The sequence below is a fragment of the Streptomyces sp. NPDC051776 genome, assembly GCF_040681345.1.
Classification (GTDB): domain Bacteria; phylum Actinomycetota; class Actinomycetes; order Streptomycetales; family Streptomycetaceae; genus Streptomyces.
In genome coordinates, this window is the sequence record NZ_JBFAYQ010000009.1 from 36,743 (window position 1) to 63,014 (window position 26,272).

The following is a 26,272-nucleotide window of genomic DNA, read 5'->3' on the forward strand; positions in this document are numbered from 1 at the left end:
GCAGGACGACCTGTGATGCGCCTCCGTGTGAAGGTGGGCAGCCCGCTGCAACTCCTGCTCCTGGCATGCTCGTTCACGCTGGCCGGATACGCGGGGGTGGAGCTGCTGGCGGGTGATTGGTTCCCGGTGGCGCTGTGGTTCGTGGGGGCGGTCCTGATTCACGACTTGGTGCTGCTGCCGCTGTACGCGATGACGGACCGTGCAGTCCTACGATCGCTCGGCGCGGTCGGCCACCGGCAGTGGGCCATGTACGTCCGTGTGCCGGCCGCCCTGTCCGGGCTCATTCTGCTCGTGTGGTTTCCGCTCATCAGCGGCCGGGTGGCGGACCACTACCCGTCGGCAACCGGACTTTCCGGGGACGGCTTTCTCGCCCGCTGGTTGTTGATCACGGCCGGGCTCTTCGGAGGCTCGGCGCTCCTGCTCGTGCTGCGGCTGCGCAGGGCGACGAAACAGCGGCCACCGGCCGACCACTGATCGACCGTACGCCAGCCCAGCGGGCCCGCATACCGGAGCAGCGCCCGGGTGCCGAGCCGGGCCCACGGGAACGGGACGCTCGTACCGGCCGGAGCGTTGGTGAGGCCGACGTCGCGCGTCCACCGGACGAAGGTGACGCTGACCCGTTCGTCCACGTCCGTCGGGACCGTTTCGGCAACCAGCAGGCCGCCGGGAACCAGGAGCCGGGCAAGCCGTTCGAGCAGCGCGTCCGGGTCGCCACCGATGCCGAGGTTTCCGTCCAGGAGGAGGGTGGTGCGCCACCGGCCCTCATCCGGCAGTGGTTCGAAGACGGAAGTCAGCAGTGCCTGCCCTCCGTGCCCCACCGTGCGCGCGACGGCGGCTTCGCTGACGTCGATGCCGAGCGCGGTCCGGCCCCGAGCGGCGAGCTCAGCGACCAGCCTGCCCGGCCCGCAGCCCACGTCGAGCACGGCACCTTCGCACCGGTCCAGCACCTGGACGTCCACGGCGTCGGCCCGCGCACACCACCGCTCCACGTCCAGCGGCAGTAGCCAGCCGTCGCTGCGGCGGAGGAAGAGCGGCCCGTGGCCGGCGCGCAGGGCGTCGGCGTAGGGGTCGGCGGACCAGCTGTGTTCGGCGGTGCCACGCGCCATCACCGCATGTGCCGTGGCCGTCATGTCATGCGCGGTGCTCATCGGTCGCCGACCGCCCGCAGCCGGGCCAGCTCCGAGGCGAAGCAGCTGTGGGGCGCCGTGGAGGCGACCGCTTCGGCGTCGGCGGCCGTGTCGACGTCCCGCAGGACCGGCAGCTCACGCACGCGCAGACCGGCGGCTACGAGCCGGTCACGCTGCACGGCGCCGGTGGTGTGCGTCGACATCGGGACCCCGCGCAGCAGCCCCGGGTCCGGTTCAGCCAGCCCGAGTGCCCAGAAGCCGCCGTCTTCAGCCAGGCCGATGTGCGCGTCGTTTCTGTCGAAGTCCACGGCGAGCAGGTCCGGGGTCAGCTGCGGCGTATCCATTCCGATCAGCAGGGCCGGGCCGTCACAGTCCCCGAAAGCCGCGGCCAGCCGCTGGTCGAGTCCGCCCGCGCACTGCGGTACGACGTCGAATCCGGGCGGCAGCCAGGGCCCGGTCTCTCCGTCGAGTACGAGGACCCGGCGCCGGGCGGGTGTCGCGGCCACCGCGTGCAGGGTGTCAGCGAGGGCCGCTTCGGCAAGCGCCGCGGCCTCGGCCGGGGTGAAGGGCGGGGTGAGTCGGGTCTTCACCTGTCCCGGCCGGGGCTCCTTGGCGATCACGAGCAGGGTGGTCATCGGCCGATGCCTCCTCGTGCTTGCGCCTGCGTACCGGACACCGCGGGTGCGGCGGATGCTTCGGGCGCTTCGGCCAGGACGCGGCTCATGTCCTGTACGGCCTGCCAGGTGCCGCGCCAGGTGCCCGTCACCTTCGAGCCGCCGGTGCGCGGCCGGTACGGGACGTCGTGCTCGGTGATGTGCCAGCCCGCATCGGCGGCGCGCACGACCATCTGCAAGGGGTAGCCGCTGCGCCGGTCGGTCAGGCCGAGAGCGAGCAGCGCCTCGCGGCGGGCGGCTCGCAGGGGACCGAGGTCGTGCAGGTGCAGTCCGGTGCGGCGACGCAGCAGCAGGGAGAGAGCGAGGTTCCCGGCCCGTGCGTGTGTGGGCCAGGCACCTCGGCCCTGAGGTCGGCGCCGTCCGAGCACCAGCTCGGATTCGCCGCCTTGCACTTCGCGTACGAAGGGAATGAGCAGAGCCGGGTCGAGCGAGGCGTCGCAGTCACAGAAGCACACGATGCCGGCCGCGGCCGCCATCAGTCCCGCGTGGCAGGCGGCGCCGAAGCCACGGCGTGGTTCGTGGACGACCGTGGCCCCGAGTTCGCGGGCGATGTCGGCCGAGCCGTCGGTGGATCCGTTGTCCACGACGAGGGCCCGCCAGCCGGGAGGGATGCGGTCGAGCACCCAGGGCAGGGCTTCGGCCTCGTTCAGACAGGGGAGGACGACATCGACGTCCGGGCGTGCGGAAGAGGTCATCACGGCTTCACCCTACGAACGCGGACGGCATAAATCGGACTTCGGCTCCTTACGAAACACGGACGTCGGCGCCTGCGGCCACATGGAGAGCGACGGCGAACGGCGCGCAGTGCGAGGCTGGTCGCATGGAGCAGCAGCCTTACGAGCCGACAGCGGGCGTGACCGCTGGTAGAGGTGCGGGGGACGCCCGCGTCCTCGTTGTCGACGACGACCCCACGGTTGCCGAGGTCGTCTCGACATATTTGGACAGAGCCGGATTCATAGTGGACCGGGCCGGGGACGGGCCGGCGGCGCTGGCGCGGGCCGCCGCGCACTGGCCGGACCTGGTGGTGCTGGACCTGATGCTGCCCGCCATGGACGGCTTGGAGGTGTGCCGCCGGATGCGCGGCCGCGCTCCCGTCCCGATCATCATGCTCACGGCCCGCGGTGACGAGGACGACCGCGTCCTGGGGCTGGAGGTGGGCGCGGACGACTACGTCACGAAGCCGTTCAGCCCCCGGGAGCTGGTGCTGAGGGTGGAGTCGGTACTGCGCCGGACACGTCCCCTCGGGGGTACGCGGCCCCTGAGCGCGGCGGGACTGGCCGTAGACCCCGCCGCCCGCCGCGCCACCAAGAATGGCACTGAACTCGCCCTCACCCTCCGCGAGTTCGACCTGCTGGCGTTCTTCCTGCGCCATCCGGGCCTGGCGTACACCCGCGAGGACCTGATGCGGGAGGTGTGGGGCTGGGACTTCGGCGACCTCTCGACCGTCACGGTCCACGTCCGACGGCTGCGCAACAAGGTCGAGGACGATCCCACCCGTCCCCGACTGATCCAGACGGTGTGGGGCGTCGGTTACCGCTTCGACCCCGTCGGCCTTTCCGGCCAGGGTGAGGAGTGATCATGCGCGACACGGTCCTCATCGCCCTGTACGCCCTCCTCGGCGCCGGTGTGGCCGGGCTGCTCGGCGCGGGAACACTGTGGCTGCTGCGCCGCCGCTCACTGACCGCCTCACTCACCGTCGTAGCCGCCGTCGCCGTGACCGCGATGCTCGCGGGGACACTGGCCACGACCCGGGCGATGTTCCTGTCCGCGCACGACCTGTCCGTCGTCACGACCGTCGTCGCGATGGCCGCCGTCGTCTCCCTCGTCACCGCGCTGCTGCTGGGCCGCTGGGTGGTCGCCCGCAGCCATGAACTCGCCCTCGCCGCTCGCTCCTTCGGCGACGGCGGCCACTTCACGGCCCCTGTCGGCCCCGCGACCGCCGAACTCGCGGCGCTGAGCCGCGAACTGGCGGCCACCAGCGCCAGACTCACCGAGTCCCGGGAGCGTGAACGCATGCTGGAGTCCTCCCGCCGTGAACTCGTCGCCTGGATCTCCCATGACCTGCGCACCCCCCTCGCCGGTCTGCGCGCCATGTCCGAGGCGCTGGAGGACGGGGTCGCCACCGACCCCGGCCGATACCTGCGGCAGATCCGCACCGAGGTCGAACGCCTCAACGCCATGGTGGGCGACCTCTTCGAGCTCTCCCGTATCCACGCGGGCACCCTCTCCCTCACGCCCGCCAGGATCTCGCTGTACGACCTGGTCGGTGACGCCCTTGCGGGAGCCGACCCGCTCGCCCGCGAACACGGGGTGAAGCTGGTCGGCGACCGTATCGAGCCCGTCCCCGTGGAGGTCGACGGCAAGGAGATGAGCCGGGTCCTGGGCAACCTCTTGGTCAACGCGATCCGCCGGACCCCCGCTGACGGGACGGTTGCCATCGCCGCGGAGCGTTCGCCCGAGGGCGTGGTGCTGTCGGTCACGGACGGCTGCGGCGGCATCCCGGCGGAGGACCTGCCCCGGGTCTTCGACACCGGGTGGCGCGGCACGCACGCGCGTACCCCGCCGGCCGGCGCGGGCCTCGGCCTCGCCATCGTCCGCGGCATCGTCGAGGCCCACCAGGGCCGCGCTGTCGTAACCAACATTCCCGGCGGCTGCCGCTTCGAGGTGGTACTGCCCGCAGCGGCTTCCTGACGGGGGCCGCACCACCGGTCCATCTGGGCCTACGAGCGACCCATCCCAGCTCGGGCGAACTCCCGCATCCCCTCCACGAAGCCGACCTCCGGCTTCCAGCCCAGCTCGGCCCGCAGACGCGACGAGTCCGCCGTGACGTGCCGCACGTCTCCCAGCCGGTACTCCCCGGTCACGACGGGCCCGGGCCCGTCGTACGCGGAGGCCAGGGCCTGCGCCATCTCCCCGACGGTATGCGGTTCGCCGCTACCGGTGTTGTACACGGTCAGCGCGCGGGGGACGGTCGCATCCGCCTCCAGCGCCGCTACGTTGGCCGCCGCAACGTCCCGGACGTGCACGAAGTCCCGTCGCTGCAGTCCGTCCTCGAAAACACGCGGGGCCTCACCCCGGGCAAGCGCCGAGCGGAAGAAGGAAGCAACCCCGGCATACGGTGTGTCGCGCGGCATCCCGGGCCCGTACACGTTGTGGTACCGCAATGACACCGCCGACCCGCCTGTCGACCGCGCCCACGCACCGCACAGATGCTCTTGGGCCAGCTTCGTCGTCGCATATACGCTCCGTGGATCGACCAGGGCGGCCTCCCCGACCAACCCCGGCGACAACTCCTCTCCGCACACCGGACACAACGGCTCGAAGCGCCCGGCGTCCAGATCGGTGACCGTCCGTGGCCCGGGCCGCACCACACCGTGCCGCGCGCAGACGTAGTGCCCCTCCCCGTACACCGCCATCGAGCCGGCCAGCACCAGTCGCCGGACGCCCCGATCGGCCATGGCAGTGAGCAGTACAGCCGTACCGAGGTCGTTACGGGAGACATACTCCGCCGCATCGGCGAACCCCGTACCGAGCCCGACCATCGCCGCCTGATGACATACGGCGTCCACACCCGAGAGGGCACGGCCGACCGCCTCCCGGTCCCGCACGTCCGCGGCAGCGCGCTCGTGGCCTTCGCGCACGTCGAATACGACGGGTTCATGCCCCCGCGACGCCAGCGCCTCGACCACATGAGACCCGATGAACCCGGCACCGCCGGTGACCAGTACGCGCATGAGCTCACGCTAGGGCTGCGCACCAGCCGCACCATGCGACCGCGCCAACCACGTCACGAGTCCGTAAGAACACACGCCCGCCCGGCGACACGGCTGTTTCGGGTGGAGCATGCACATCGGCGGGATCACTGACCTGGTGCAGCTGGGGCACCGACGTGCCGGGCCTCGGCCGCTGTCGGTCTCCTGAGCAGGCGACCAGTTGTGCAGGCGTCCGCGGGTGCCTTCGTGAGACGGGTGCTTCGTGAGGGTGGCTCCGCCGACGAGGACCAGGCGCGCTTCGGACGGCTGGTTTGTCGCAGACATGGGTGCCGGGCCGAGCCAGGGCCGCCTCGGTGCCGCGGCTCGGGCCCCTGGGCCCGGCAAGCCCCGAGCTCTTGAGACGAGCGAGTCGGCGAACCGAGGACGGAGGGAGTCTTACGGAACCCTTACGCGGACGCGTGAGGTGGCATCGCGTGCCTAGGCTCGCAGGCGTGTCGACCATCCGGAACATCGCCCTCGTCACCGCCGCCCCTCTTGTGCTGGCCGCCGCGGGCATCGCACATCCGCACGGGCTGTCCGCGTCGACGGCCTCGGACTGGGCACGGCTGCACATCGCGCTGTTGCCGATCTTTCCGCTGCTCACGGTCGGTCTCCTCGTCCCCCTGTGGCATCGCCCCCGACTCGGCCTCACGGGCTTCGCCACGGTGGCGGCCTGGTCAGGTGCCTTCGTCTACGCGGCCTTCTACACGGGGCTCGACGCGGTCGCCGGCATCGCAGCCGGAACCGCGGTCGAGCACGCCGGAGAGACGGCGAGCCTTGGGCCGATCAAGCGACCGCTCTACGACACGGGCGAGGCGCTCGGGCAAGCCGGTGCTTACGCCCTCCTCGGCGCCGTAGCGGCCACGGCGGTCGCCCTGCTTCCGAGGCACGGCATCCGAATCGTTCCCGGCACGGCAGTGCTCCTTACGTCTGGTTGGTCGTTCGTCGACAGCCACATCTTCTGGCCACGCGGCGTCGGGACGATGCTCGGCTTCGCCCTGGGTTTCGCGCTGCTCGCCTGGGGGACCGGAAGGAGCGCGCACAGCGATGCCCGCACGCCTCCCCGCCGCCATGCGGGAGGCCAGGGGACGTGAAGCCGACTGCACCTGCTGACCCCCCACAGGTCACGCCGCCGACGCAGCCGTACCCGAACAGGAGCCGGACATCTACCGATGAGGCGTCGATGGGGCAGCGTCACAGGCATCCCTCGACGCAAGCCTCGTCCTTCACGTCGACGCAGGCTGAGCGATGACAGACGTCGTGGCGGGTTCCTTATTTCCCACCCGTGCAAGCGAGACGGCCGGGTCGCTCGGTCAGCCGGCGATCGCAATGCTCGGGGCGCCGGGTTTCTCCTTGCGTACGAAGACGGGCGCGCCGTGCAGGTCCAGAGCCCGCTCCACGATGCCGATGGCGCGGCGCACGCCCGCGCAGAAACCTATCGGCCGGGCCAGCATGACCCGTCCCTCGGTCCCGGCTCGGGACGGGCCGTGACGCTGTACTGACTTGCTATCAGATCCTTCTCCCAAGGGGAACGTGTTCGCCATCGAGCACCGCATGCCGGCAGGGCGGTCAGGGCAGCGGATCGGCGCGGCGGGATTCCGGCGCTCCGGGAGCGCCGAAGGTGAGCTGGCTCCACAACGCCCGCTCGGCCGGTGAGAGCGGCTCGTTCGGGACGAGGCGCTCCGGATGGCCGGGCCCGGGTGAGGGGCGGGAGCGCGAGGACCGCTGCGGCGGATACGACTCCCCCTCCGTGCCCCACCCGAAGGGCGGGGTGAGGCCCCAGAACGCGCCGATGGCGGCCAGCCCCGGCTGCAGCGACCTGAGGAATCTGACCGGCCAGCGGTCACCATGACGTCCCATCAGGGCAGATTCCGGCCGGCGGCGGTGGCGTGCTGGTGCGCCAGATAGGCGTACTGGCTGGGCAGCCGGTCGATCAGGGTGCCCGCCTGCCGGCGAATCCGCTCGAACTCCTCGACCGCGTCGGTGTCGTCGAGCTTGGAGAGCACCGGCAGCGACCGGAGCGGCAGTCCGCCGAGCCCGAGGAGCATGGCCGTGTACGAGTAGGGCTCGAAGCCGTGGAAGTAGGGGTGGACCGAGTCCTCGTCGGGCAACCTGGTGCGCCACTGCTCGATGCGCTCGGCGAGGCCGTCGGGCATACGACGGGTCTTGGCGTCCCGCCAGTACTGGTTGTCGTTGCGGGCGGCGGCGTAGTAGTGCAGGCCGAGGAACTCGCGGACCCCGTCCTGGACGCGTCCGACCTGCCGGTTGTACGCCTCTCGGAGCTGCTCGTCGTCCCGGCCGCCGGGAAGGTGCCGGACCAGTTGCTCGATGCCGTTCTGGATGAAGAAGATGCCGGTCGACTCGAGCGGCTCGACGAATCCGCTGGAGAGGCCGATCGCCACGCAGTTCTTCGCCCAGGAGCGGGCGCTGCGCCCGATCCTCATCCGGATGTGGTTGGCCGACAGGTCCTCCGCCGCCGGGCCGACGAACTCCCGCAAGGTCCGCTCGGCCTCCTCCGGCGAGCAGTAGTCACTGGCGTAGACGTAGCCGGTGCCCAGCCGGTCGAACAGCGGGATCGTCCAGATCCAGCCGGCGTCCTGGGCGGTGGCCGTGGTGCACGGGCGCATGCCCTGCGCCGCCACGTCCACCGGCACCCGGAGGGCGACCGCGCTGTCGTTGGGCAGGCTGTCCTGGTACGAGAGGAACGGCACGCCCAGTGCCTGGTTCAGCAGCATGCCGCGGAATCCGGTGCAGTCGACGAACAGGTCGCCGGCGAGCTCCCCGTGCTCCTTGGTGAGGACGTTCTCGATGTAGCCGTCCTCGTCGAGGCGCACGTCGAGGACGTCGTCGAGGACGTGCCGGACACCGCGCTCGGTCCCGTACCCGGTGAGGTACCGGGCCAGCAGGGTGGCGTCGAAGTGGTAGGCGTAGGGGAACTGGGTGGGCCCGTCGGGCGGCGTCGCGCGGTGGGGATCCCCGTCTCCCGCCGCGAAGTCGTGCTCGAAGATGGTCCCGTCGAGGTACTTGGGGGAGGCCTTGGCGTCGCACAGCGCGGCCAGCACGGAGGCGTCCCGGTCGAAGCGGTCACTCGGGCGCAGGTGCAGCCACCAGTCGGCGAGCGAGTGGCCCTGCACGACCCGCGGCCGTTCGAACGGGTGGTAGAAGTAGTGCCCTTTTTCCCGCCAGTTCTCGAAGCGGATGGCGAGCTTGTACGAGGCGTGGCACTCCGGCATCCACTCGTGCTCGGCCAGCCCGAGGAACCGGAAGAAGTGCCGGACGGTACTGAAGGTGGCCTCGCCCACGCCGATCGTCGAGATGTTCTTCGACTCGACGAGCGTCACCTCGATCTGCTCGCCGAGGGCCGCCTTCAGGTAGGTGGCGGTCATCCATCCCGCGGTACCGCCACCGACGATTACCACACTGGAGATCATTGGTCTTCACCTCGGTCTTCCATGGAGCGAAAGAGAGCGCTCAGCTCGTGCTTCCGGCGAATTCGGCCGCGTGCAACTGCCCCCGGTGGGCCCGGAGTTCGGAGAAGGGCAGGGTGATACGGCGCATCAGGTGGTCGACCCCGTTGCTGCCGCCCGTGCCCCGCTCCCCGCCGACCATCCTCGACATCAGGGCGAGATGGGCGACCTTCCACCGCCACAGTCCGTCGCCGACGTCGAGCAGTGCTTCGGCGACCCGGTGCAGTCCGCCGGCCCCGGGCCCCAGCCGGCACACCTGCGTCACAGAGAGGCAGGAGCGTGCCGCCGCGGCCACGAATGCCTCGTACAGCGCGCCCGCCCGACGGTTGTCGCCGATCAGCCGGGTGAGCACCGCGAACTGCTCGGACTGGGCCCCGCTCGCATTGCCCAGGAAGGGGCGGAACTTGGCGAAGTGCCGCAGCGGCAGGCGGTCGAGTACGAGGACCTGCTCGTGCAGCACCCGGAGCACGCCGTCCGCCCGCCGCAGCAACTCCTCGCTCAGCTCGAGGTCCGCCGTACCGGACGCGGACGCGAGCGTGTCCACGACGCCCTCGAGATCGGCGACCAGCTGCTTGAGCCACAGCTCGCAGGACTGGTGCGTGACGATGAAGAAGTGCTCGGCCAGCACCACCGCGCGGTCCTCCGTGCCCGACGAAAGCGGCTGCTGGAGCGAGAGCAGGGTGTTCACCCGCAGGTACTCCGAGTAGGTCGGATCGGTCATAAGTCACTCCAGGTGCAGTACTCGGTCGATGACACCGCGTCGGCTCACGCCGTCCCTGTGAGCACCTGGCGCAGGAGGCGGACGAAGGGCTCGGGCTCGCCCTGGAAGCCGGTGTGGTCACCGGGGAAGTCGACGAGCGCGGTACCGAGTTCTCCGGCGAGAGCCGTTGCGGACCGGTGGGAGAGCTGGCCCTTGGAGGCGATGCCGCCCGCCACCACGATGCGGGCGGATGCGGCCCGCAGCGCGGACAGGTCGGGGCGGTAGAGGGCAGTGGGGCGGAGGATGTGCAGGAAGAACCGGTCGAGGATGGCCCGTACGTCGGCCGGCGGGGTGAACGATTCCAGGTCGGTCACCCCGTGCCGCCCGCCGCCGGGAGGCCGGGAGAAACGGTCGACGCCGGTCACGGCGGCGTACTTCTTCAGCCCCTCGTTGCGGCCCTCGTCGGCATAGGTGTCGCACACATCCTCCAGAGCGGCGCGCAACTCCCCGCTGTCCGGCAGCAGTTCGACCAGCGGCGCCTCGTGGGCGACCAGGGCGCGGACCTGCTCGGGATACCGGGTGAGGAGCGCGAGCCCGATGGAGGCTCCGCCGCTGTTGCCGAAGACGTACGCCGGATCGCTGCCGAGCGCCGCCAGCAGATGGTGGACGTCGTCGGTCAGCAGGTCGAGCGTCACCTCCGCGTCCGGGTCCTCCACGGTGCTGCGCAGAATGCCGCGGGGGTCGTAGGTGACGACGGTGAAGTGCTCGGCGAGGAGCGGAGCGATGGTCGCGAACCCCCTGCTGCCCATGGGCGCGCCGACGAGCAGGAGCAGAGGGCCGCTTCCGCTGGTCTCGTAGTGCAGACGTGTGCCCGACAGGTTCAGCGTGTGTTCGGTCGGGTCGGCGGTCGTCGCCATATCCGGTTCGTCCTTTCTATTCGGTTCGCGCGGCCGGGGTGGTTCGCACGGCCGGGGCGCCGCGGTGGCGGCCCGGTGACGATGGACCCGCTCAGGCCCAGCGCACGTGGAGGGGGAGGTACTTGGGGCCGAAGATCCCCCGTGCGTCGTGGAACCGGACATCCGGACCGGCCGAGAATTCGCTCCAGCGGTCGAGCATCAGCTCCAGGGCGATGCGGGTCTCCAGCCGGGCCAGCGGAGCCCCCACGCAGAAGTGGATCCCGTGACCGAAGCTCAGATGCGGCTTGGGCTTGCGGCGGAAGTCGAAGCGGTCGGGGTCGGAAAACATCAGTTCGTCACGGTTGGCCGAGGAGAGCCAGGTGACGATGATCTCGCCGGCCGGAACGGTGCGTCCGCCGATCTCGACCTCCCTGGTGGTCCGTCGCGTCATCGGTGCCAGCGGTGCGCGGTAGCGGAGCGCCTCCTCGATCGCGGTGGGCAGTCGGCCCGGATCGGCGCGCAGGGCCGCGACGGCTTCGGGATGCTCGCCCAGGCACAGCACGGAGTTGCCGAGCAGCACGGTCGTGGTGATGTGGCCGGCGAGCAGCAGCAGACTGACGAACCCGACCATCTCCTCGTCCGCCAGCCGCTGGCCGTCGACCTCCGCCGCCGCGAGCGCGCTGATCAGGTCGTCCTTCGGCCGGGCCCGGCGGGAGCGGATGTGCTCCAGGCAGTACGGGTTCATCTCCCGCATGACCGCCGCCATGGAATGGATGCGCTGCTCGTTCGGGATCAGTCCGCCGCCCCCGCCGTTCGGCGACACGAGGGCCTCCGCCCACCGCCGGAAGATCGCGCGGTCCTCGGCCGGGATGCCCAGGAGCTCGGTGATGACGATGATCGGCAGCGGGTACGCCAGGTCCGAGATCACCTCGATCCGGTGCGAGCCCCGCACCGCGTCCAGCAGTTCGCCGGTGATCTCGGTGATGCGGGGTTCGAGCCGGGCCACCACGCGCGGAGTGAACGCCTTGCCGACGAGTGTGCGCAACTTGCGGTGGTCGGGCGGGTCCTTCCGAATGAGGTTGCCCCGGGAGAAGAGGTCGACGTCCTCCTGGGAGGGGGTGAGATCGCTGAAGTCGGAGGAGAAGGCGGCCGGGTCGGCCAGGATCTGCTCCGCATCGGCGTACCGGAACACATGCCAGACGCCGGCCTGTTCGTCGTGGCTGACGGGGTCCGTTTCCCTCATGTGCCGGAACCAGGCCAGGGTCGACTCGGCGTCGCCGGACTGGTCGGCCAGTCCGAGGCCACGCTCGGTTGCGGTCATCGCGGCATCCCCCTCGGGTCGGTCAGCACTCTGGTCGGTCAGCACTCGGGTCGGTGGCCGGTGGCCGGTGGCCGGTGGCCGGTGGCCGGTCGGTGGTCGGTGGTCGGTGATCGTGGCCTGCGGCGGCAACCCCGGGCGCGTTTCGGCGCGGTGATGACCTGTCACGGGTTGGAGTTCTGATCGGGCCCGCTCCGGCCCGCGGCGGCGTCCGGCCAGGCCGAGAACTGCCGCATCCCGTAAAGCAGCGGATCGTCCGGCCGGAGCTCCACGCCCGCCACCTCTCCGAGGACGACCGTGTGGTCACCTGCCGCGTACAGCGCGGTGACGGCGCACTCCGCGACGGCGAAGGCGTCCTCGTGCAGCCACGGCAGCCCCGCTGTCCCTGTCGGCCGCCAGGAGACGTGGGCGAAGCGGTCCGCCACGGGGGACGAAAAGACCTCCGCGGTACCGCGCGCCCGCGCGTGCAGCAGATTCACCGCGAACCACTCCCGTGTCCGGATCGCGTCCAGGGTGCTGCCACGGGTCTTCAGACAGACGAGCAGGGTCGGCGGGGCGAGGGCGACACTGCTGAGCGAGGTACAGGTGACGCCTCGGGGTGACCCGTCCCAGCCAGTGCTCGTCACAACCGCCACACCGGTGGGAAACGAGCTCATCAATGATCGGAAGTCGTCTGCGCCGACGTGGCGCCGCACGTCGTGCAGCGCGCCGGGACCGGCGACAGCGGTGTGAACGGGTTCCACGAGAAATCCTCTGCTGGTTCTGCCGGACGCCGGACGCCGGACGCCGGACGCCGGACGCCGGACGCCGGCGGGCGGTGGGCGGCGGGCGGCAGGCGTCCCGGTTCTCCGTGTCCTGACTTCCCGCGGCCGGGCGACCGGGGCTCATTTCCGCGCTGCGCCGTCCGGCTGTCCCGTGGTCACGGATTCGGCGAGGGTGAGAAGCGAACTGAAGGCGGTGGGCGGGTTATCCGGATCCCATTCGGTGCAAAATTCGTTTTCTATCCGGTCGAGCAGGATCATCAGCGTGAGCGAGTCGACACCGAGACTTAGGAGCGAGGCTTCGTGGTCGATCGGCTCTCCGCCGGGGCACTCGTCCCAGACTTCCACGAGCATCGTTTTGAGACGGGTGAGTACGTGTTCCAGTCCGGCGTTTCCCATTTCATTCCTCTTGTTCCGGCCGGACGGCCCCGGCCGATTCACCGGCAGACTCACCGGCCGCCCTTGCGCGCAGCGTGCGTCGGTCGATCTTTCCGGCGGAATTTCGTGGCAGTTCCGAGACGGCCCGGAATTCCTCCGGGCGCTTGTACCGGGCGAGGTGCCGGCGCGTCAGGTCCCGCAGGGCGTCCAGCAGTTCCGCGTCCTGTCCGGGCGCCACCACGTAGGCGACGGGGAGCTCGCCCCACTGGTCGCTCGGAACCCCGACCACGCACGCCTCGCGCACGGCCGGGTGACGGGCGAGCACCTGCTCGACCTCCGCCGGGTATACCTTCTGGCCGCCACGGAAGATGACGTCCTTCGCCCGCCCGGTGAGGTAGATGTACCCCTGCTCGTCGACCGTGCCGAGATCGCCGGTGCGAACCCAGCCGTCGCGCAGGACCTCTGCGGTGGCCTCGGGATCCTTCCAGTACCTGCGCATGACGGCGGCGCTGCGCACCCACAGTTCGCCGATCCGCCCGGTGGGGGAGGGGTATTCCTTGTCGTCCAGGCTGCGGAACGCCGTGCCCGGGGTCGCCCGGCCGATGGACGCGGCCCGGCCCCGGGCTTCTCCCGGCGTGTAGTCGTGGTCGGCGGGCGGGAGGGTCACCACGGGGCCGCCCGCCTCGGTCAGGCCGTACAGCTGGCGGAAGCCGCAGCCGAAGGCCGCATGCGCCTCGAGGAGCAGCGGCCGCGGCATCGGTGCCGCGCCGTAGATCACCTCCTGCAGGCCGGCCGGCAATGCCTGCGAGAGTCCCCGGGACTTCAGCAGGAAGCGGAGCATGTCCGGAACCAGGAACAGATGGGTCACCTGGTCCCGGCGGATCGTGGCGAGACACTCCTGCGGGCTGAACATGCGCATGAGCGCCACGGTCGCGCCGGCGGCCAGATAGATGAGCGGGATCACCATCGCCCCATGGGACAGCGGCCCGCAGTGCAGGAAGACCTGGCCCGGGTCCGGCCGGACGTCGGCCTGGTAACCCAGTGCCACGGACCGCAGCGAGTGGTGGTCGACGCAGACGCCCTTGGGCCGGCCGGTCGTGGCGGAGGTCTGCAGGATGAACATCAACTCGTCGTCGGGTATGTCGCCGGGCGGAAGGGCGGGGTCGCAGGTCAGCGCCTGCCGGTATTCCTCGCTGTCGTAGTGCAGAACGGGAAGGCCGGGGCAGGGGTCCGCGGTGCCGGGGAGCCCCGCCTCGCCGACGAGCGCCGAGACCTCGAACCGCTCGGCGGCGGCTGTCACTTCCTTCGCCACGGCCCCGTAGTGGAGGGGGACCGCCGCCGCCCCGATCTTTCCCAGGGCGAAATAGGTCTCCAGCACTTCGAGGCGGTTGTGCGAGACCACCGCGACCCGGTGGCCGCGTTCGATGCCCAGCTTCAGCAAGGCCGTGGCCAGACTGTCGGTCCGTCGGTCCAACTCCCCGAAGGTGACGTTCCGTTCACCGTCGCGGATGGCGATCCGCTCGCCGTGCCGCTGCCGGCCTCTCTCCAGAAGCAGAGCCATCCAGGACATGAACCGATTCCCCCCGTCTCGGCCTTCGTGGTTTCGAAGCGCTCGCACCGTGCACACTGCCGGGACCGCGGCGGGGCCAACAACCCTCACTTTGCTGGGGTACCCGTCGGGGGAATCGTCTGCTACAGTGCGCGCCCCTCTTGGGCAGGCGGGGTACGCACGCGGATGTGCACCCCCGGATCCGTGGCATCCGGTGCCCTCCAACGCATCAGCGGGGCCACCGGGCCGGTCACCGGCAGAGATCACTCCCTCCGAAAACGCGGAGAGCCGTGTCAGCGATCTGACGGCCCGTCATGCAACGTCGAACCGCACATGTTCCCTGGTCGCCGACTGCCGGAAAATTAGGGGTTGTTACAGGGGAGGGTCAGTGTGGCAGTGTTACTGTTGATGCGCGAGCGACCCAAGCGCGAGGTTATCCCGGCCGACCGGATCTCCGGCGCCGCCTTGTGTACAGTGTCGCGACGGACGAGCACGAGTTACGGGGGTATCTGAAGTGGCGTCTGTTATTCCGATACCGGGTTTCCCGGTTTTCCTGTGGTCGTGGACGGTTTCTCCGTGGACAGCCCGGAGCTGAACCGCCTTCTCCCTTCGATCAATTCACTCTGACAGGCAGCCCGATATTCCCTGCCTGCCTGTGCCCGCGCGGTGCCTGACGCCGTGGGCTGCTTCAGTGCGCGCTCTGCCGCGAACGCGCGCAGATCGGAGTTCCACCTGTGGATTACGTCGCCGATTACCCCAGTTCCGCCGATCACGCGGGTGAACTCCCGCCGGATCTCGACCGGTTACGCCGCGAGAGCCCCGTCTCCCCGGTCCGCCTGCCGGACGGCAGGACCGCCTGGCTGGTGACCCGCCACGACGACGTGCGCCGGGTGCTCTCCGGTGCGGGATTCACCCGGGACCTGTCGGCAGCCGCAGCCGCTGCTCCGGCCGCTGCCGCTGCTCCGGCCGCTGCCGCCGCTCGGTCCGCTGCCGCTGCTCCGGCCGCTGCCGCCGCTCGGTCCGCTGCCGCCGCTCCGGCCGCTGCCGGGACCACGATTCGGACGGTGAACATGGACGGCCGTCCGCACCTCGAACTCCGCGGCCTGGTCTCCAAGGCGTTCACCGTCCGGCAGATCGATGGCATGCGCCCGCGTGTCCAGGAGTTGACGGACGGCCTGCTCGACAGCCTGGAGCGGGACGGAGCGCCCGCCGACCTGGTGCGCCATGTGGCCGCGCCGCTGCCGGCCGTCGTCATCTGCGAACTGCTGGGATTCCCCGCTGCCGACCACGACAGGCTCAGCTCCTGGTGCGACCGGATCACCACGGTGGGCCCCGGCGGCCTCGACCAGTCGGCCTGGCGGGAACTCGGCACGTATGTCGGCGCTACGGTCGAGCGGAAGCGCTCCGAACTGAAGCAGGGCGGCCGGCCCGACGCCGACGTGCTGAGCACCCTGGTCCGCGCCCACGACGAGGAGGGCCGGCTCAGCTACGAGGAACTCGTCTCCCTGACGATCGTCATCCTCGCGGGCGGCTTGGAGACGACGCAGACCGCGATCAGCGCCGGTGTGCTCGAACTCCTCCGCCATCCCGATCAGTTCGCCAGGCTGAAGGAGGACCCCGAACTCCTGGACCCCGCCGTCGAGGAGATCCTCCGCCACCAGCCGGTCATCGACCTCAATCGGGTCCAAGTCGCCACCGAGGACGTCCGGCTGGGCGGGCAGCTCGTGCGCGCGGGCGAGCTGGTCCAGATCTCCGTCAACGCCGCCAACCGCGACGAAACAGTCTTCTCCGGCAGCGCGAGGTTCGACCTCGCACGGCAGCCGAACCCGCATCTCGCGTTCGGGCACGGTGCACACCACTGCCTCGGCGCCGCCCTCGCACGACTCGAAATGAAGACGGTGTTCTCGTCGATCCTCCGACGCTTCCCCGACCTGCGCCTGGCGGTGCCGGCCGAGAGCCTGCACTGGCGCGGTGGCCACGTCACCGTGGGCCTGCTGGAGCTGCCCGTCGCCTGGTGAGGCCGCGTCCCCCCATGAGGTCCGCCTCGGCCGGCAGGCCAGGAAGGAACTTTGCGTGTTCATCTGTAGATATATCGACAGTGCTACCGGGATCGGCCGTCCCGGATACGGACGGCTGGAACAGAAACGTGACGGAGGCAGCGTCGTTCCCGTCGTGTACGACCGGGCGTTCGGCCGCTGGGTGAACGGCCCCGGCCGGGCACGTCCGTTCAGCGAGATCACCCTCCTGCCACCGGCGGAGCCGAGCAAGATCGCGTGCGTCGCGCTCAACCGCGCACCGTCCGGTCACGCAGCGGCCGACGACCGGCGTACCACGGGCGCCGCCTCCTGCGCGGTCGTCCTCAAACCACCGTCCTCGCTGGCCGGTTCAGGGGATACCGTGCGCCACCCGGGAGCCGAGTGGGAGCTGAAATACGAGGCCGAGCTGGCCGCAGTGATCGGCGTGCGCTGCATCCGGGTCACGCCGGGCGAGGCCGCGCGGGTCGTGGCGGGGTACACCTGCGCCAACGACCTCACGGCGTACGCGAAGCCGTCCGCGGACGGCTCCGGAGGTTCCGGTCCGACGGGCTTCCCGCCCGTCTGGGCGAAGCACTTCGACGGCTTCACACCCGTCGGTCCCTGGCTCGCCACGGAACTCGACCCGGCGGACATCGAGATCACCTGCACCGTCGACGGCGAGATGGTGCAGCGCGCCGGCACCCGTGACCTGCTCACCCCGGTGCACGAGGTGATCGCGGCGGTCAGCGAGCACATGACGCTGCTGCCCGGAGACGTGATCCTCACCGGAACGCCCGCGGCCTCGGGCTCGCTGCCGCCCGGCAGCAGGGTCGAGGTGGCGATCGCGGACATCGGCACCCTCACCACGACCATCGGCACGCCGATAGAAGGGCAGTACGAGCGATGACGATCGTCAACAACGTGACGCGGGAAGCTGACCAGTTGGGCCTCGCCTCGTTCCTGGCCGACGGTGACCTCCTGCAGCGCGAACTGCTCGGCATCTGGGGCAGCCGCCCCGACCGGCTGGGCAGGATTGCGGAGCACGCGCTGGTCCCGGCCGGGAAGCTGCTCCGCCCCCTCCTGGTCCTCGAATCTGCACGGTGCGTCGGAGGCACCGCGGAGGGGCTGACCGAGCTGGCGCTCGCCATCGAGTACCTGCACGTCGCCACCTTGATCCACGACGACATCATCGACGAGGACGACATGCGCCGCGGACGCCCCTCCGTCCAGGCGGAGTTCGGCGTGCCGGCAGCCATAGTGGCCGGCGACGGGCTGATCCTCGAGACCTTCGCCGCCCTGACCGGCTCCCGGCCCGCCGGCGTCTCGGACGCCGCCATCGTGGCCGTGACATCGGTCCTGGCCTCGGCCGGAGTGGGCCTGTGCCGTGGGCAGTTGCTGGAGTCCGAGTTCGTCGGCGACCTGGACTGCACCGTGGAGCAGTACCTGACGATGGCTCGGCTGAAGACCGGGGTGCTCTTCGAATCGGCGTGCCGGATCGGGGGGATCCTCGGTACCGATCGGCAGGACTGGACGGACGCCCTCGGCGAGTACGGGATGAACCTGGGCACCGCTTTCCAGATCCGGGACGACCTCCTGGCCTTCGACGACAGCCCGGCGCTCATGGGCAAGCCCAAGGAGAGCGACCTGCACAACCGCCGACCGACCCTGCCGATCCTCCTGTCCTACCAGCGGGCCGCGGACCACGAACGCACCCAGCTGGAGCAGGCGTTCAGCGGTGAGCTCCCCGCCGATGAGTCCTTCGCCCTGGTCCGCACGATCGTCGAGACCACCGGCGGCAGGGACGCGGCCGCGCAGACCGCCGCGCAACTGGTCGCCGAAGCCAAGGACCGCCTCACGCGGCTGCCGGCGGGCGACAGCACCGACACGCTCGCGGAGATAGCGGGCTACGCGTCCCGGCGCGCGTTCTGACATGGGCGGCACCCGTCTCGTCCGGATGCTCGGCGCGCACCTGCGCACCTGGCGGCCGTACACGATCTGGTACCCCGGCCTGGTCGGGCTCGCGGGCGCGACCCTGGCCGCCGGGCCCCATACCCACGCCCGGCTGCTCGCGGCCTGGTTCGTCCCCACGGCGATCTGGACGGCCGCTCACTACCTCGGCGACTACCTCGACCGGGACCTCGACGCCATCAGCAAGCCGCAACGGCCCATCCCCTCGGGCCGGATGCGGCCCACGACGGCGCTTGCCTGCGGTGCGTTCCTGGCCGCCGCGGCGTGGATCGCCGCGCTGGCCGTCAACTGGCGGACAATCCTGCTCCTGGCCGTCGGCGTCGGCGGCGCGCTCGCCTACAACGGTCTGTTCAAAGCGCGCGGGATCTGGGGCAACCTCGTCCGCGGCGCGCTCACCGGCGCGGCCTTCGCCTTCGGCACCATGATGGCCGTACCGTACCCGCCGGCCGAACTGCTGCCGTTCGTCGTGGTGTTCTGGTCGCACGACGCCGCCTCGAACCTCGTCGGCACCCTGCGCGACGTCGCCGGGGACCGCGAGGGCGGCTACGCCACGTTCGCCGTGCGCCGCGGACTGCGGACGGCCGGCCGGACGGCCGCCGCCCTCTACGGCCTGGCCGTGGCGACCGCGGCGGCGGGGCTCCTGGCCGTACCGCGCGACCGTGCGGCGTACCTCCTCGTGGTGCTGCTCGCGGCCGTGGCCGGCTGCGGTGCCTTCCGGCTGGTCCTCGCCCCCGGACGTAACCTCACGCCGCGCATGGCCCTTCGCGCACATGAGGTGTTGGTCGCCGAACGGCTCATCCTCGCCGACGCCCTGCTGGTGCCCGGCCTCGGGTTGCCCACGGCACTGGGGGTCCTCGTTCCGCTGCTCCTCCTCACCATCGGCATCCAGCGCGCGATGCGCTCCGGGCACGAATTCGCACCGGAGGACCGCGCGCAGCCCGCCCACTGAACCGACCGGCCGACGCCGAACGAGAAGGAGAAACGATTTCGTGTGCTCAGCTGTGGATAGTCGTGTCGAAGCGTCGATCGCGCACGCCGCCGAGGCCTTGTTCGCCGCGCAGCGCCCCGACGGCTCCTGGCCCAACCGGCGCCCGACCGCCGTCCTGGGGACGGCCGGCGCGGCCGCCGCTCTGCACATCGCAGACCCCGAGCGCTCCCGCGACCAGGTGGATCGCGGGGCCCGGTGGCTGCTGTCCGCCCAGAACGCGGACGGCGGCTGGGGCGGAGTCGCCGGCGCCACCACCCAACTGGTCCCCACTGTGATCGCGGCCGCCACCCTGCACCTGCTGGACCCCGACGAGCACCAAAAGCCCGTACGCCGCGCCCTGGATCTGGTGCGCTCCCACGGTGGGGTCCAAGCGCTCACCGATCCCGGTATGGCCCATATGGCCAGGACCTTTCTCGCTCTCGCGGGCCTCGGGGACCTGAAAGGCTCGCGGCGTATCCCGCTCGAACTGCTCCTGCTGCCCCCTCGCCTCTGGCGCGGCCAGCTGTCCTTCCGGCTGGCCCCGTTCGTCGCGATGGCGTTCATCCAGGCCCGGCACAGCCCGCCGACCGGCCTCGGGCGCCTGCTGCACCGCGCGGCCCGGCAGGCCGGGCTGCGCCTGCTGGAACAGGTGGAACGCGGCGAGAACGATCGCGGCGGCTATGGCGGGGACAACTGGCTGGTCGCGGTGGTCTGCATCGGCCTCAGTTGTGCCGGGGCCCCGCCCGCGGACATCGCGGACGCCGTCGGCTACCTCCGCTCCAACGTGCAGGCGGACGGCTCCTGGCACATCATGCAGGGCCTCGACCTGATCGGCGGGTCCTATGTGGCCCGCGGCCTGGCGGACGCCGGCTACGCCGACGACGAACGCCTGGCACGGGCACGGCAGTGGCTCCGCGGTTGCCAGCAGGACCAGGGGTTCCCCGTCTTCGACGCGCCGTCCGGCGGCTGGGGATGGGAAGGGCCCCGTGGCTGGCCCAACTTCCTGGACAGCGCAAATGTGCTGTCCGCGCTCGTCGTCGCCGGCGAGGAGGAGGGCGGCGGCCGGCTGCGCCGCGGGCTGCGATGGCTGGAATCGCGGCAGGATCGCACCGGCTCGTGGGGGACCTTCGTCCCGGACACCACGCTGCCCAACGACGGCCCCTGCCCCTATACCACCGCGCAGTCCGTCGAGGTTGCGCTGGACAGCGGGGCCTCCCCGGACGACCCCGGCGTACGCCGGGCCCTGGACTGGCTGCTCGCCCACCAGCGGCCGGACGGAACCTTCGAGGCGCTGTGGTACCGAGGGCTCACCCCGGGCACCGCCATGGCGCTGGTCGTCCTCGGCCGCGCCGGACTCTCCGGCCACGCGGTGGCCCGGCGCGCCCGCGATGCCCTGCTGCGTGCCCAGCTCCCGGACGGCTCCTGGGGTCCGGGCGAGACCGGAACGCCAGGCGACGATCCCTCCCCGGGGACCGTCGAGGAGACCGCCTGGGCCCTGCGGGCGCTGCTCGCCTCCGGAGTACCGGCCGACGACCCGCACGTGCGGCGTGCGGCCGACTGGACCCTGGCGGCGCAGCAGCCGGACGGCCTGTGGCAGGCGGCTCAAGTCTGCATGCACATCCGGAACTTCGCGTACTACGTGGACGGCCTGATCGTCAACGGACTCGCCCTGAAGGCGCTCGGAAGCTATCGAGCCGCGCTGGCGGCGGACAACCACGAAGAACGGGAGGCGTGATGAGCGTGGGGCAGGAGACGGCAGGACCGGTGGACGTGGACATCGTGATCTGCGGTGCCGGGGTCGCGGGCCTTGCGGCGGCCTGCGCGCTCGGCCGGTTGGGGCTCGACGTCCTGCTGCTGGAGAAGCAGCGGCGTCAGCCCCCGGTGGCGAAGGGCGAGGTCCTCCAGCCGGGTTCGCTGAACATCCTGCACGGTTGGGGTGTGCTGCCGGCGCTGGAGGCCAGGCGGGCCGTCCGGCTCAACCGGCTGGTCGCCAGGCGGGCCGACGGCTCCGAACTGCTCACCATGGACTTCGGCGAGCTCGACACCGAGCGCTCCTGGATGCTGTCCCACGACTACGCGACGATCCTGGAGTGTCTGGCGGAGTCGCTGGGGGACAGCGTGCACCGGCAGCGCGGCGTCCTGGTCGACGATCTCCTTAAGGACGACCACGGCCGTATCAGGGGCGTGCGGACCGGCGGCGGGAGCGGACGTGAAATCCGCGCGCGGGTAGTGCTGGCCGCCGATGGCAGGTCCTCCCGTCTGCGCCGCCTGTCCGGGATGACCGCGAACCCGGTGGCGTACGGTCACCGGCTGCTCTCCTTCGAGCTCTCGGGAACGCCGCCGGTGCCCGACGAGGTGTCCGCCTACGTAACGGAGCGCGGGCTGGTGATGGTCTATCCGCTGCCGGACGAGCGGATCCGGGTCTACGTCCAAGTCACGGCGGACGAGCTCCGGAAGGCGGACCGTGCGCGGCTGCGGCAGTGGTGCGAGGCACTCCTCGCGGACGTGCCCGCACTCGGCCCGCTGGCCACGGTGCTCGGGGACGGCCTGGACAGCAGGCAGTTGCTGCCGGTGTTCCACTTCCGGGCGCCGTCTCTGGTGCGACCGGGCATCGCACTGGTCGGCGAGGCGGCGCACGGCGTCCATCCGCTGGCGGCCCAGGGGATGAACACGGCCATCGGCGACGCGGCCGCGCTCGCCCCCCGGCTGGCCGGAGTGGACCTCGAGGACCGGACGGCGGTCGACGGTGCGCTGCGCGCCTACGAGACGGAACGCCTGGGGCGGATCAAGGACATCCACAGGATGAGCCACAACGCCGCGCGGATGATGACGAGCACCTCGCGCGGCGGCCGGATCCTCGGCCACCGCCTGCTGAGCGGCACTGCCAGGAGCGGCCGGCTGCGCTATCTGACCACCTACAACATGTCCGGTCTCGGCATGCGTCCGCTCGGCGCCCTGGACCGGCTGGTCCAGCTCGGGGTGGTGCCCGACCGCAGGACGGGGCCCCTCGTCGCCACACGGTGATCCACGGTCGCGGGTCGGTGAGCGGGGATCCATGCAGGGCGGCCAACAGCCGCAAGATGAGAAGGGTTTGAAAAGATGTCGGACACACTCGGGACGGCTTTCGACGTCCGTCCGTTGACCGCCGCTCTGGGCGCGGAGATCCACGGCCTGCGCCTGGAGGAGATCACCGACGACGAGTTCGCCGAACTGCGTCGGCTGTTGCTGAAGCACCTGGTGCTCTTCATCCCGGACCAGCAGGGATGGTCGCCCGAATCGCGTACGGCCTTCGGCCGCCGCTTCGGGGAACTCGAGGTGCACCCCTACCTGCCCCACCTGGACGGGCATCCCGAGATTCAGATCATCGACTCGGAGCAGGACGGCAAGATCCCTATCTGGCACACGGACATGACCTACTCGCCGAACCCACCCATCGGGTCCATCCTGCAGATCGTCCGCAGCCCCGGTGTCGGGGGCGACACCATGTGGTCGAACCAGTACCTGGCCTACGAGGCCCTGTCCGCCCCGCTGAGAGACATGCTCGGCGGACTCACCGCCGTCCATGCCATCCGGATTCCGGGGCTGGCGAGCCGGGCGGAGCACCCCGTCGTCCGGGTCCACCCGGAGACCGGCCGCCGCGCGCTGTTCGTCAACCGGGCCCACACCTCGCACATCGCCCAACTCGGCCGGAACGAGAGCGACGCGCTGCTGCAGTACCTCACCGAGTTCGCCACCTCCCCGCAGTTCACCTGCCGTTACCGGTGGCGGCCGGGCGATGTGGCCATCTGGGACAACCGGGTCACCCAGCACTACGCCGTCGACGACTACCAGGAGCGCCGGACCGGCCTGCGCGTCGTCGTGCTCGGCGATACCCCCACCGGGAACGAGGCCCGCTGGGAGCACTACCGGCCCAAGCCGGGCGAGCGCTACGCACCGGCCCGGATGAATGCGAAGGAGTCCTACTGACGCCCCTTACCGGGAGGGCGCCGATGGACAGCTCGATGTCATATGCACGTGAAATGCGAGGTGTTGAGTGACATGCTAGGAACAACCCAACTACTCACCCCCCGGCAGACCGAAGTGGTCCGGCTCGCGGTTCTGGGCCTGACCGCGAAGGAGACCGCTCGCCGTCTGGGCATCTCGAAGAACACCGTCGACGAGCACCTGCGGGACGCCCGGCTGCGGGTCGGGGCGGCGAGTAAGTCCCGGCTGATCGGATGGGCGGTCGCGTCCGGGATCGTCCAGCTCTGACGACCCGTCCCCGAAGAGGGTGCTCGGCGGGACAGCGGCGGCCCAGTTGTGCACGATCGGGCCGCCGCCCTCCTTGTCCGGTGGCCGCTCCGCAATGCGCTCACTTCCCCAGGGCGGTGCGTACGGGGCCGGAGACCGTCTCCCTGGCGGCCTCCGCCTCGATGAGCCGCCGGGGCAGGATCCACCGCAGCAGTGGCCCGGCCATCGCCGTGGTGACCACCGCCATCACCACCATGAGCGAGTAAAGCTCTCGATCGATGATTCCCAGGCTCAATCCCACGCTCAGCGCGATGAGTTCGGTCAGGCCACGGGTGTTCATCAGGGTGGCCAGCGCCGCGGACTGCCGGGCCGGCATCCCGTGGCCGCGGGCCGCGAGATACGCCCCCGCGAACTTGCCGCCGATGGCCACCAGGAGGATCAGGCCCAGGTCGCGCAGACCGCCCGGGCCGATCCCGGACAGGTCGACGTTGAGACCGGCGGTGAGGAAGAAGACCGGCAGCAGCAGGGTCCGGCCCAGGCTCCCGAACTGGTCGTGGATCTGCGCGCGCAGGCGCGCCGTCCGCCGGCGCGGGATGACGGCGCCGAACAGGAACGCCCCGAAGATGAAGTGCAGGCCCGTCCACTCCGTCGCGCCCGCGGACAGCAGCAGCCCCGCGAGAACGCAGGCGAATCCGGCCGGGGCGAGGGCGCCTGAACTCGTCCGGAGGCGTCGCAGGAGCGGCCGTACCACGAACATCATGCCCAGCAGGTAGGGCACGACGAGCAGGATGCGCCACTGGCCGGCGCCGGCCGCGCCGCTGATCGCGGTCACCGAGGCCAGGATCGACCAGGCCAGGACATCGTCGATGGAGGCGCAGGCGAGCGCCAAGGTGCCCAGCGTGGTGTGGCCCAGGCCGCGGTCGGTGAGGATGCGGGCCAGCACCGGGAACGCGGTGATCGACATCGCGAGCCCCATGAAGAGGATGAAGGCGGTGCCGTTCGGGCTCTGGTGCTCCCGCAGGAAGTACAGGCCCAGCGCGGATCCGAGACCGAACGGAAGGAGAATGGAGCCGAGGGAGACGGAGAGGACGAAGCCGCCGGAGCCTCGGGCCTTCGAGGGGTCCCATTCCAGGCCGACGGTGAACATGAAGACGGCCACCCCGACCGTGGCCAGGGCGGTGAGTTGCGGCCGGATACCGGCTGGGAAGAGGTGGCTCGAGATCACGTCGCCGGAGAGCGTGGGCCCCAGCAGGATGCCGGCCAGGACCTCGCCTGTCACCGCAGGCTGCTCGAACCGCCGGGCCAGCGCTCCGAGCAGCCGAGCCAGGAACACGACGGCCGCGAGTCCGACGAGAAGTTCGGTGGTGTGCTGGACTTTCACTGGCCCCCGTTTCGGTGTGACGGGCAGGAACAGGACGCACTGGACCGAGAACCGGCCCCGGTGGTCCGGCGGCCGGTGGGCACAGCGGTCGTGATCCCCCGTCGTTCGATGGATCCGTCTCGGGTCCGGTGGCATGTCCCGGGCCGGAGCGGCGGTTCGAGCAGCACGTGGCGACGGATCGCCAAGAGGAGTGCCGCGTCCGCGCGTTCGGCAGGATCCCGGGTGTGGGGCACCACGGTGCCGGGCCGGAATCCGACGGCCGACTGCCCGGGGCGCCTGGTGCCGCGTGAGGCGGAACCCGCGTGCGTCAGCGCGGAAGTGAATACGCCGCACGTTAGTGGGCGCCTGCCCACTCGTCAACCCGTGAATGCCCTTCGCCCGGCCGTGCTTGCACGTCCGGGCGGTGGGAGCTGCGGCTACCTCGCGGCGTCGGCGATGACCGAGGTCACGACCTTGTGGACCTCGCCGGTCTTCGGTGCGACGCCCTGCCGGCCGGCGAACAGCAGGTGGCCGGCGCCGATCAGGGTGAGGGCGAGCGTGTCGACGTCGGCGTCCGGCGCGATACGGCCCTGTTCGCGCTCGGCGGTGAGATACGAGGCGATCATGGCGGTGGCCTCCGTCAGCACCGGGACACCCGAAGACCCGGCCTGGTGCAGCCGGTTGCGCAACTCGTCCCGAGCGGTGACGAGGCTGACGATCGCCACGGCGACTGATCCGAACAGGTCCGTCAGCGCCTTGGTGAGGTTGTCGGCGACGGTGTTGGTTCCGGCCGCGTTCTGAAGCGCCCGTGCCTGGTTGCGGATCTGGCCGAGGCGGTCCATCACGAGTTCGGCGAGGAAGGCGTCGAAGTCGGCGAAGTGCCGGTGCAGGACACCCTTGGCGCAGCCCGCCTCGGTGGTGACCGCCCGGCTGGTCAGTGCGTTGGGCCCGCCCTGGAGCAGGACCCGCTCGGCAGCGTCGAACAGTTGCCGGGGAACGTCACGGATTGCTGTCCCTGTCGGCATCGTGCCTCCTTCCGTTCCTTGCAGGCCTGGTCTTCCGTGGCGCTGGGATGGGCAATGTTTGACGAGTGGGCATGCGCCCACTTAG

26 protein-coding genes are annotated in these 26,272 nt (G+C 70.8%); 11 read left to right on the plus strand and 15 right to left on the minus strand.

Features of this window, described 5'->3' with window-relative positions; genetic code table 11:
- Positions 1-329: 329 nt before the first annotated feature.
- The 3 genes from AB0M26_RS09950 to AB0M26_RS09960 are packed head-to-tail and all read right to left on the minus strand — an operon-like array spanning position 330 to position 2,496.
- Entirely contained in the window at positions 330-1,130 is an 801-nt protein-coding gene (locus tag AB0M26_RS09950) for a class I SAM-dependent methyltransferase (RefSeq protein WP_365257744.1), read from the minus strand.
- Between the two features lie 14 nt (positions 1,131-1,144).
- Entirely contained in the window at positions 1,145-1,762 is a 618-nt protein-coding gene (locus tag AB0M26_RS09955; protein ID WP_365257405.1) for a DUF2064 domain-containing protein, read from the minus strand.
- Positions 1,759-2,496, minus strand: coding sequence for a glycosyltransferase family 2 protein (locus AB0M26_RS09960; RefSeq protein ID WP_365257407.1), 738 nt, complete (start codon positions 2,494-2,496; stop codon positions 1,759-1,761). Before AB0M26_RS09960 ends, AB0M26_RS09955 begins: the two co-directional genes overlap by 4 nt.
- Positions 2,497-2,621: 125 nt before the next feature.
- Between AB0M26_RS09960 and AB0M26_RS09965 the strand changes: the two genes are divergently transcribed.
- The gene (locus tag AB0M26_RS09965) at positions 2,622-3,377 is read left to right on the plus strand and encodes a response regulator transcription factor (RefSeq protein ID WP_365257410.1); all 756 of its coding nucleotides are present in this window, start codon (positions 2,622-2,624) and stop codon (positions 3,375-3,377) included.
- A gap of 2 nt (positions 3,378-3,379) precedes the next feature.
- Positions 3,380-4,492 (plus strand): HAMP domain-containing sensor histidine kinase, encoded by a 1,113-nt coding sequence (locus AB0M26_RS09970; protein WP_365257413.1) that lies wholly within the window; start codon positions 3,380-3,382, stop codon positions 4,490-4,492.
- Between the two features lie 29 nt (positions 4,493-4,521).
- On the opposite strand, the gene AB0M26_RS09975 is transcribed toward AB0M26_RS09970, so the two are convergent.
- Positions 4,522-5,535 carry an NAD-dependent epimerase/dehydratase family protein gene (locus AB0M26_RS09975; protein ID WP_365257416.1) on the minus strand — a complete coding sequence of 338 codons (1,014 nt, stop codon included), beginning with the start codon at positions 5,533-5,535 and terminating at the stop codon, positions 4,522-4,524.
- Between the two features lie 470 nt (positions 5,536-6,005).
- On the opposite strand from AB0M26_RS09975, the gene AB0M26_RS09980 reads away from it, so the two are divergent.
- Positions 6,006-6,647: a hypothetical protein gene (locus AB0M26_RS09980; RefSeq protein ID WP_365257419.1), complete on the plus strand. Its 642-nt coding sequence runs from the start codon at positions 6,006-6,008 to the stop codon at positions 6,645-6,647.
- Positions 6,648-6,866: 219 nt separating this feature from the next.
- Here the strand turns inward: AB0M26_RS09980 and AB0M26_RS09985 are convergent, their stop codons facing one another.
- The 9 genes from AB0M26_RS09985 to AB0M26_RS10025 all read right to left on the minus strand — a co-directional run bounded on the left by AB0M26_RS09985 (position 6,867) and on the right by AB0M26_RS10025 (position 14,643).
- Entirely contained in the window at positions 6,867-7,007 is a 141-nt protein-coding gene (locus AB0M26_RS09985) for a hypothetical protein (RefSeq protein WP_365257422.1), read from the minus strand.
- Between the two features lie 115 nt (positions 7,008-7,122).
- Entirely contained in the window at positions 7,123-7,413 is a 291-nt protein-coding gene (locus AB0M26_RS09990; protein WP_365257425.1) for a DUF6059 family protein, read from the minus strand.
- Positions 7,413-8,984 (minus strand): tryptophan halogenase family protein, encoded by a 1,572-nt coding sequence (locus tag AB0M26_RS09995; protein ID WP_365257428.1) that lies wholly within the window; start codon positions 8,982-8,984, stop codon positions 7,413-7,415. The genes AB0M26_RS09990 and AB0M26_RS09995 overlap by 1 nt, the downstream gene beginning before the upstream one ends.
- A 40-nt stretch (positions 8,985-9,024) precedes the next feature.
- Positions 9,025-9,741 carry a tryptophan 2,3-dioxygenase family protein gene (locus tag AB0M26_RS10000; RefSeq protein ID WP_365257431.1) on the minus strand — a complete coding sequence of 239 codons (717 nt, stop codon included), beginning with the start codon at positions 9,739-9,741 and terminating at the stop codon, positions 9,025-9,027.
- 44 nt (positions 9,742-9,785) lie between these two features.
- Entirely contained in the window at positions 9,786-10,637 is an 852-nt protein-coding gene (locus tag AB0M26_RS10005) for an alpha/beta hydrolase (protein WP_365257434.1), read from the minus strand.
- A gap of 91 nt (positions 10,638-10,728) precedes the next feature.
- On the minus strand, positions 10,729-11,937 hold the full coding sequence (locus AB0M26_RS10010) for a cytochrome P450 (RefSeq protein WP_365257437.1): 1,209 nt from the start codon (positions 11,935-11,937) through the stop codon (positions 10,729-10,731).
- Between the two features lie 161 nt (positions 11,938-12,098).
- A complete protein-coding gene (locus tag AB0M26_RS10015; protein WP_365257440.1) occupies positions 12,099-12,677 on the minus strand; it encodes a flavin reductase family protein in 579 nt (192 codons plus the stop codon).
- A 141-nt stretch (positions 12,678-12,818) separates the two neighbouring features.
- A complete protein-coding gene (locus tag AB0M26_RS10020) occupies positions 12,819-13,094 on the minus strand; it encodes an acyl carrier protein (protein ID WP_365257443.1) in 276 nt (91 codons plus the stop codon).
- A 1-nt stretch (position 13,095) separates the two neighbouring features.
- Positions 13,096-14,643, minus strand: a complete 1,548-nt coding sequence (locus tag AB0M26_RS10025) for an AMP-binding protein (RefSeq protein WP_365257446.1) — start codon at positions 14,641-14,643, stop codon at positions 13,096-13,098.
- Between the two features lie 713 nt (positions 14,644-15,356).
- On the opposite strand from AB0M26_RS10025, the gene AB0M26_RS10030 reads away from it, so the two are divergent.
- The 8 genes from AB0M26_RS10030 (at position 15,357) to AB0M26_RS10065 (ending at position 23,823) form a co-directional block, all read left to right on the plus strand.
- Positions 15,357-16,640, plus strand: coding sequence for a cytochrome P450 (locus AB0M26_RS10030; RefSeq protein ID WP_365257449.1), 1,284 nt, complete (start codon positions 15,357-15,359; stop codon positions 16,638-16,640).
- Between the two features lie 55 nt (positions 16,641-16,695).
- A complete protein-coding gene (locus AB0M26_RS10035) occupies positions 16,696-17,544 on the plus strand; it encodes a fumarylacetoacetate hydrolase family protein (protein WP_365257452.1) in 849 nt (282 codons plus the stop codon).
- Positions 17,541-18,566, plus strand: a complete 1,026-nt coding sequence (locus tag AB0M26_RS10040) for a polyprenyl synthetase family protein (RefSeq protein WP_365257455.1) — start codon at positions 17,541-17,543, stop codon at positions 18,564-18,566. Before AB0M26_RS10035 ends, AB0M26_RS10040 begins: the two co-directional genes overlap by 4 nt.
- Position 18,567: 1 nt before the next feature.
- A complete protein-coding gene (locus AB0M26_RS10045; protein WP_365257458.1) occupies positions 18,568-19,554 on the plus strand; it encodes a UbiA family prenyltransferase in 987 nt (328 codons plus the stop codon).
- Positions 19,555-19,594: 40 nt separating this feature from the next.
- Positions 19,595-21,307: a prenyltransferase/squalene oxidase repeat-containing protein gene (locus tag AB0M26_RS10050; protein ID WP_365257461.1), complete on the plus strand. Its 1,713-nt coding sequence runs from the start codon at positions 19,595-19,597 to the stop codon at positions 21,305-21,307.
- Positions 21,307-22,596, plus strand: coding sequence for an NAD(P)/FAD-dependent oxidoreductase (locus AB0M26_RS10055; protein ID WP_365257463.1), 1,290 nt, complete (start codon positions 21,307-21,309; stop codon positions 22,594-22,596). Before AB0M26_RS10050 ends, AB0M26_RS10055 begins: the two co-directional genes overlap by 1 nt.
- Before the next feature lie 75 nt (positions 22,597-22,671).
- Positions 22,672-23,538, plus strand: a complete 867-nt coding sequence (locus tag AB0M26_RS10060) for a TauD/TfdA family dioxygenase (protein ID WP_365257466.1) — start codon at positions 22,672-22,674, stop codon at positions 23,536-23,538.
- A 72-nt stretch (positions 23,539-23,610) separates the two neighbouring features.
- Positions 23,611-23,823 (plus strand): helix-turn-helix transcriptional regulator, encoded by a 213-nt coding sequence (locus AB0M26_RS10065; protein ID WP_365257469.1) that lies wholly within the window; start codon positions 23,611-23,613, stop codon positions 23,821-23,823.
- 100 nt (positions 23,824-23,923) lie between these two features.
- On the opposite strand, the gene AB0M26_RS10070 is transcribed toward AB0M26_RS10065, so the two are convergent.
- Both AB0M26_RS10070 and AB0M26_RS10075 read right to left on the minus strand, forming a co-directional pair.
- Positions 23,924-25,183 (minus strand): cation:proton antiporter, encoded by a 1,260-nt coding sequence (locus tag AB0M26_RS10070; RefSeq protein WP_365257472.1) that lies wholly within the window; start codon positions 25,181-25,183, stop codon positions 23,924-23,926.
- A 416-nt stretch (positions 25,184-25,599) separates the two neighbouring features.
- Positions 25,600-26,187: a TetR/AcrR family transcriptional regulator gene (locus tag AB0M26_RS10075; RefSeq protein WP_365257475.1), complete on the minus strand. Its 588-nt coding sequence runs from the start codon at positions 26,185-26,187 to the stop codon at positions 25,600-25,602.
- Positions 26,188-26,272: the final 85 nt, after the last annotated feature.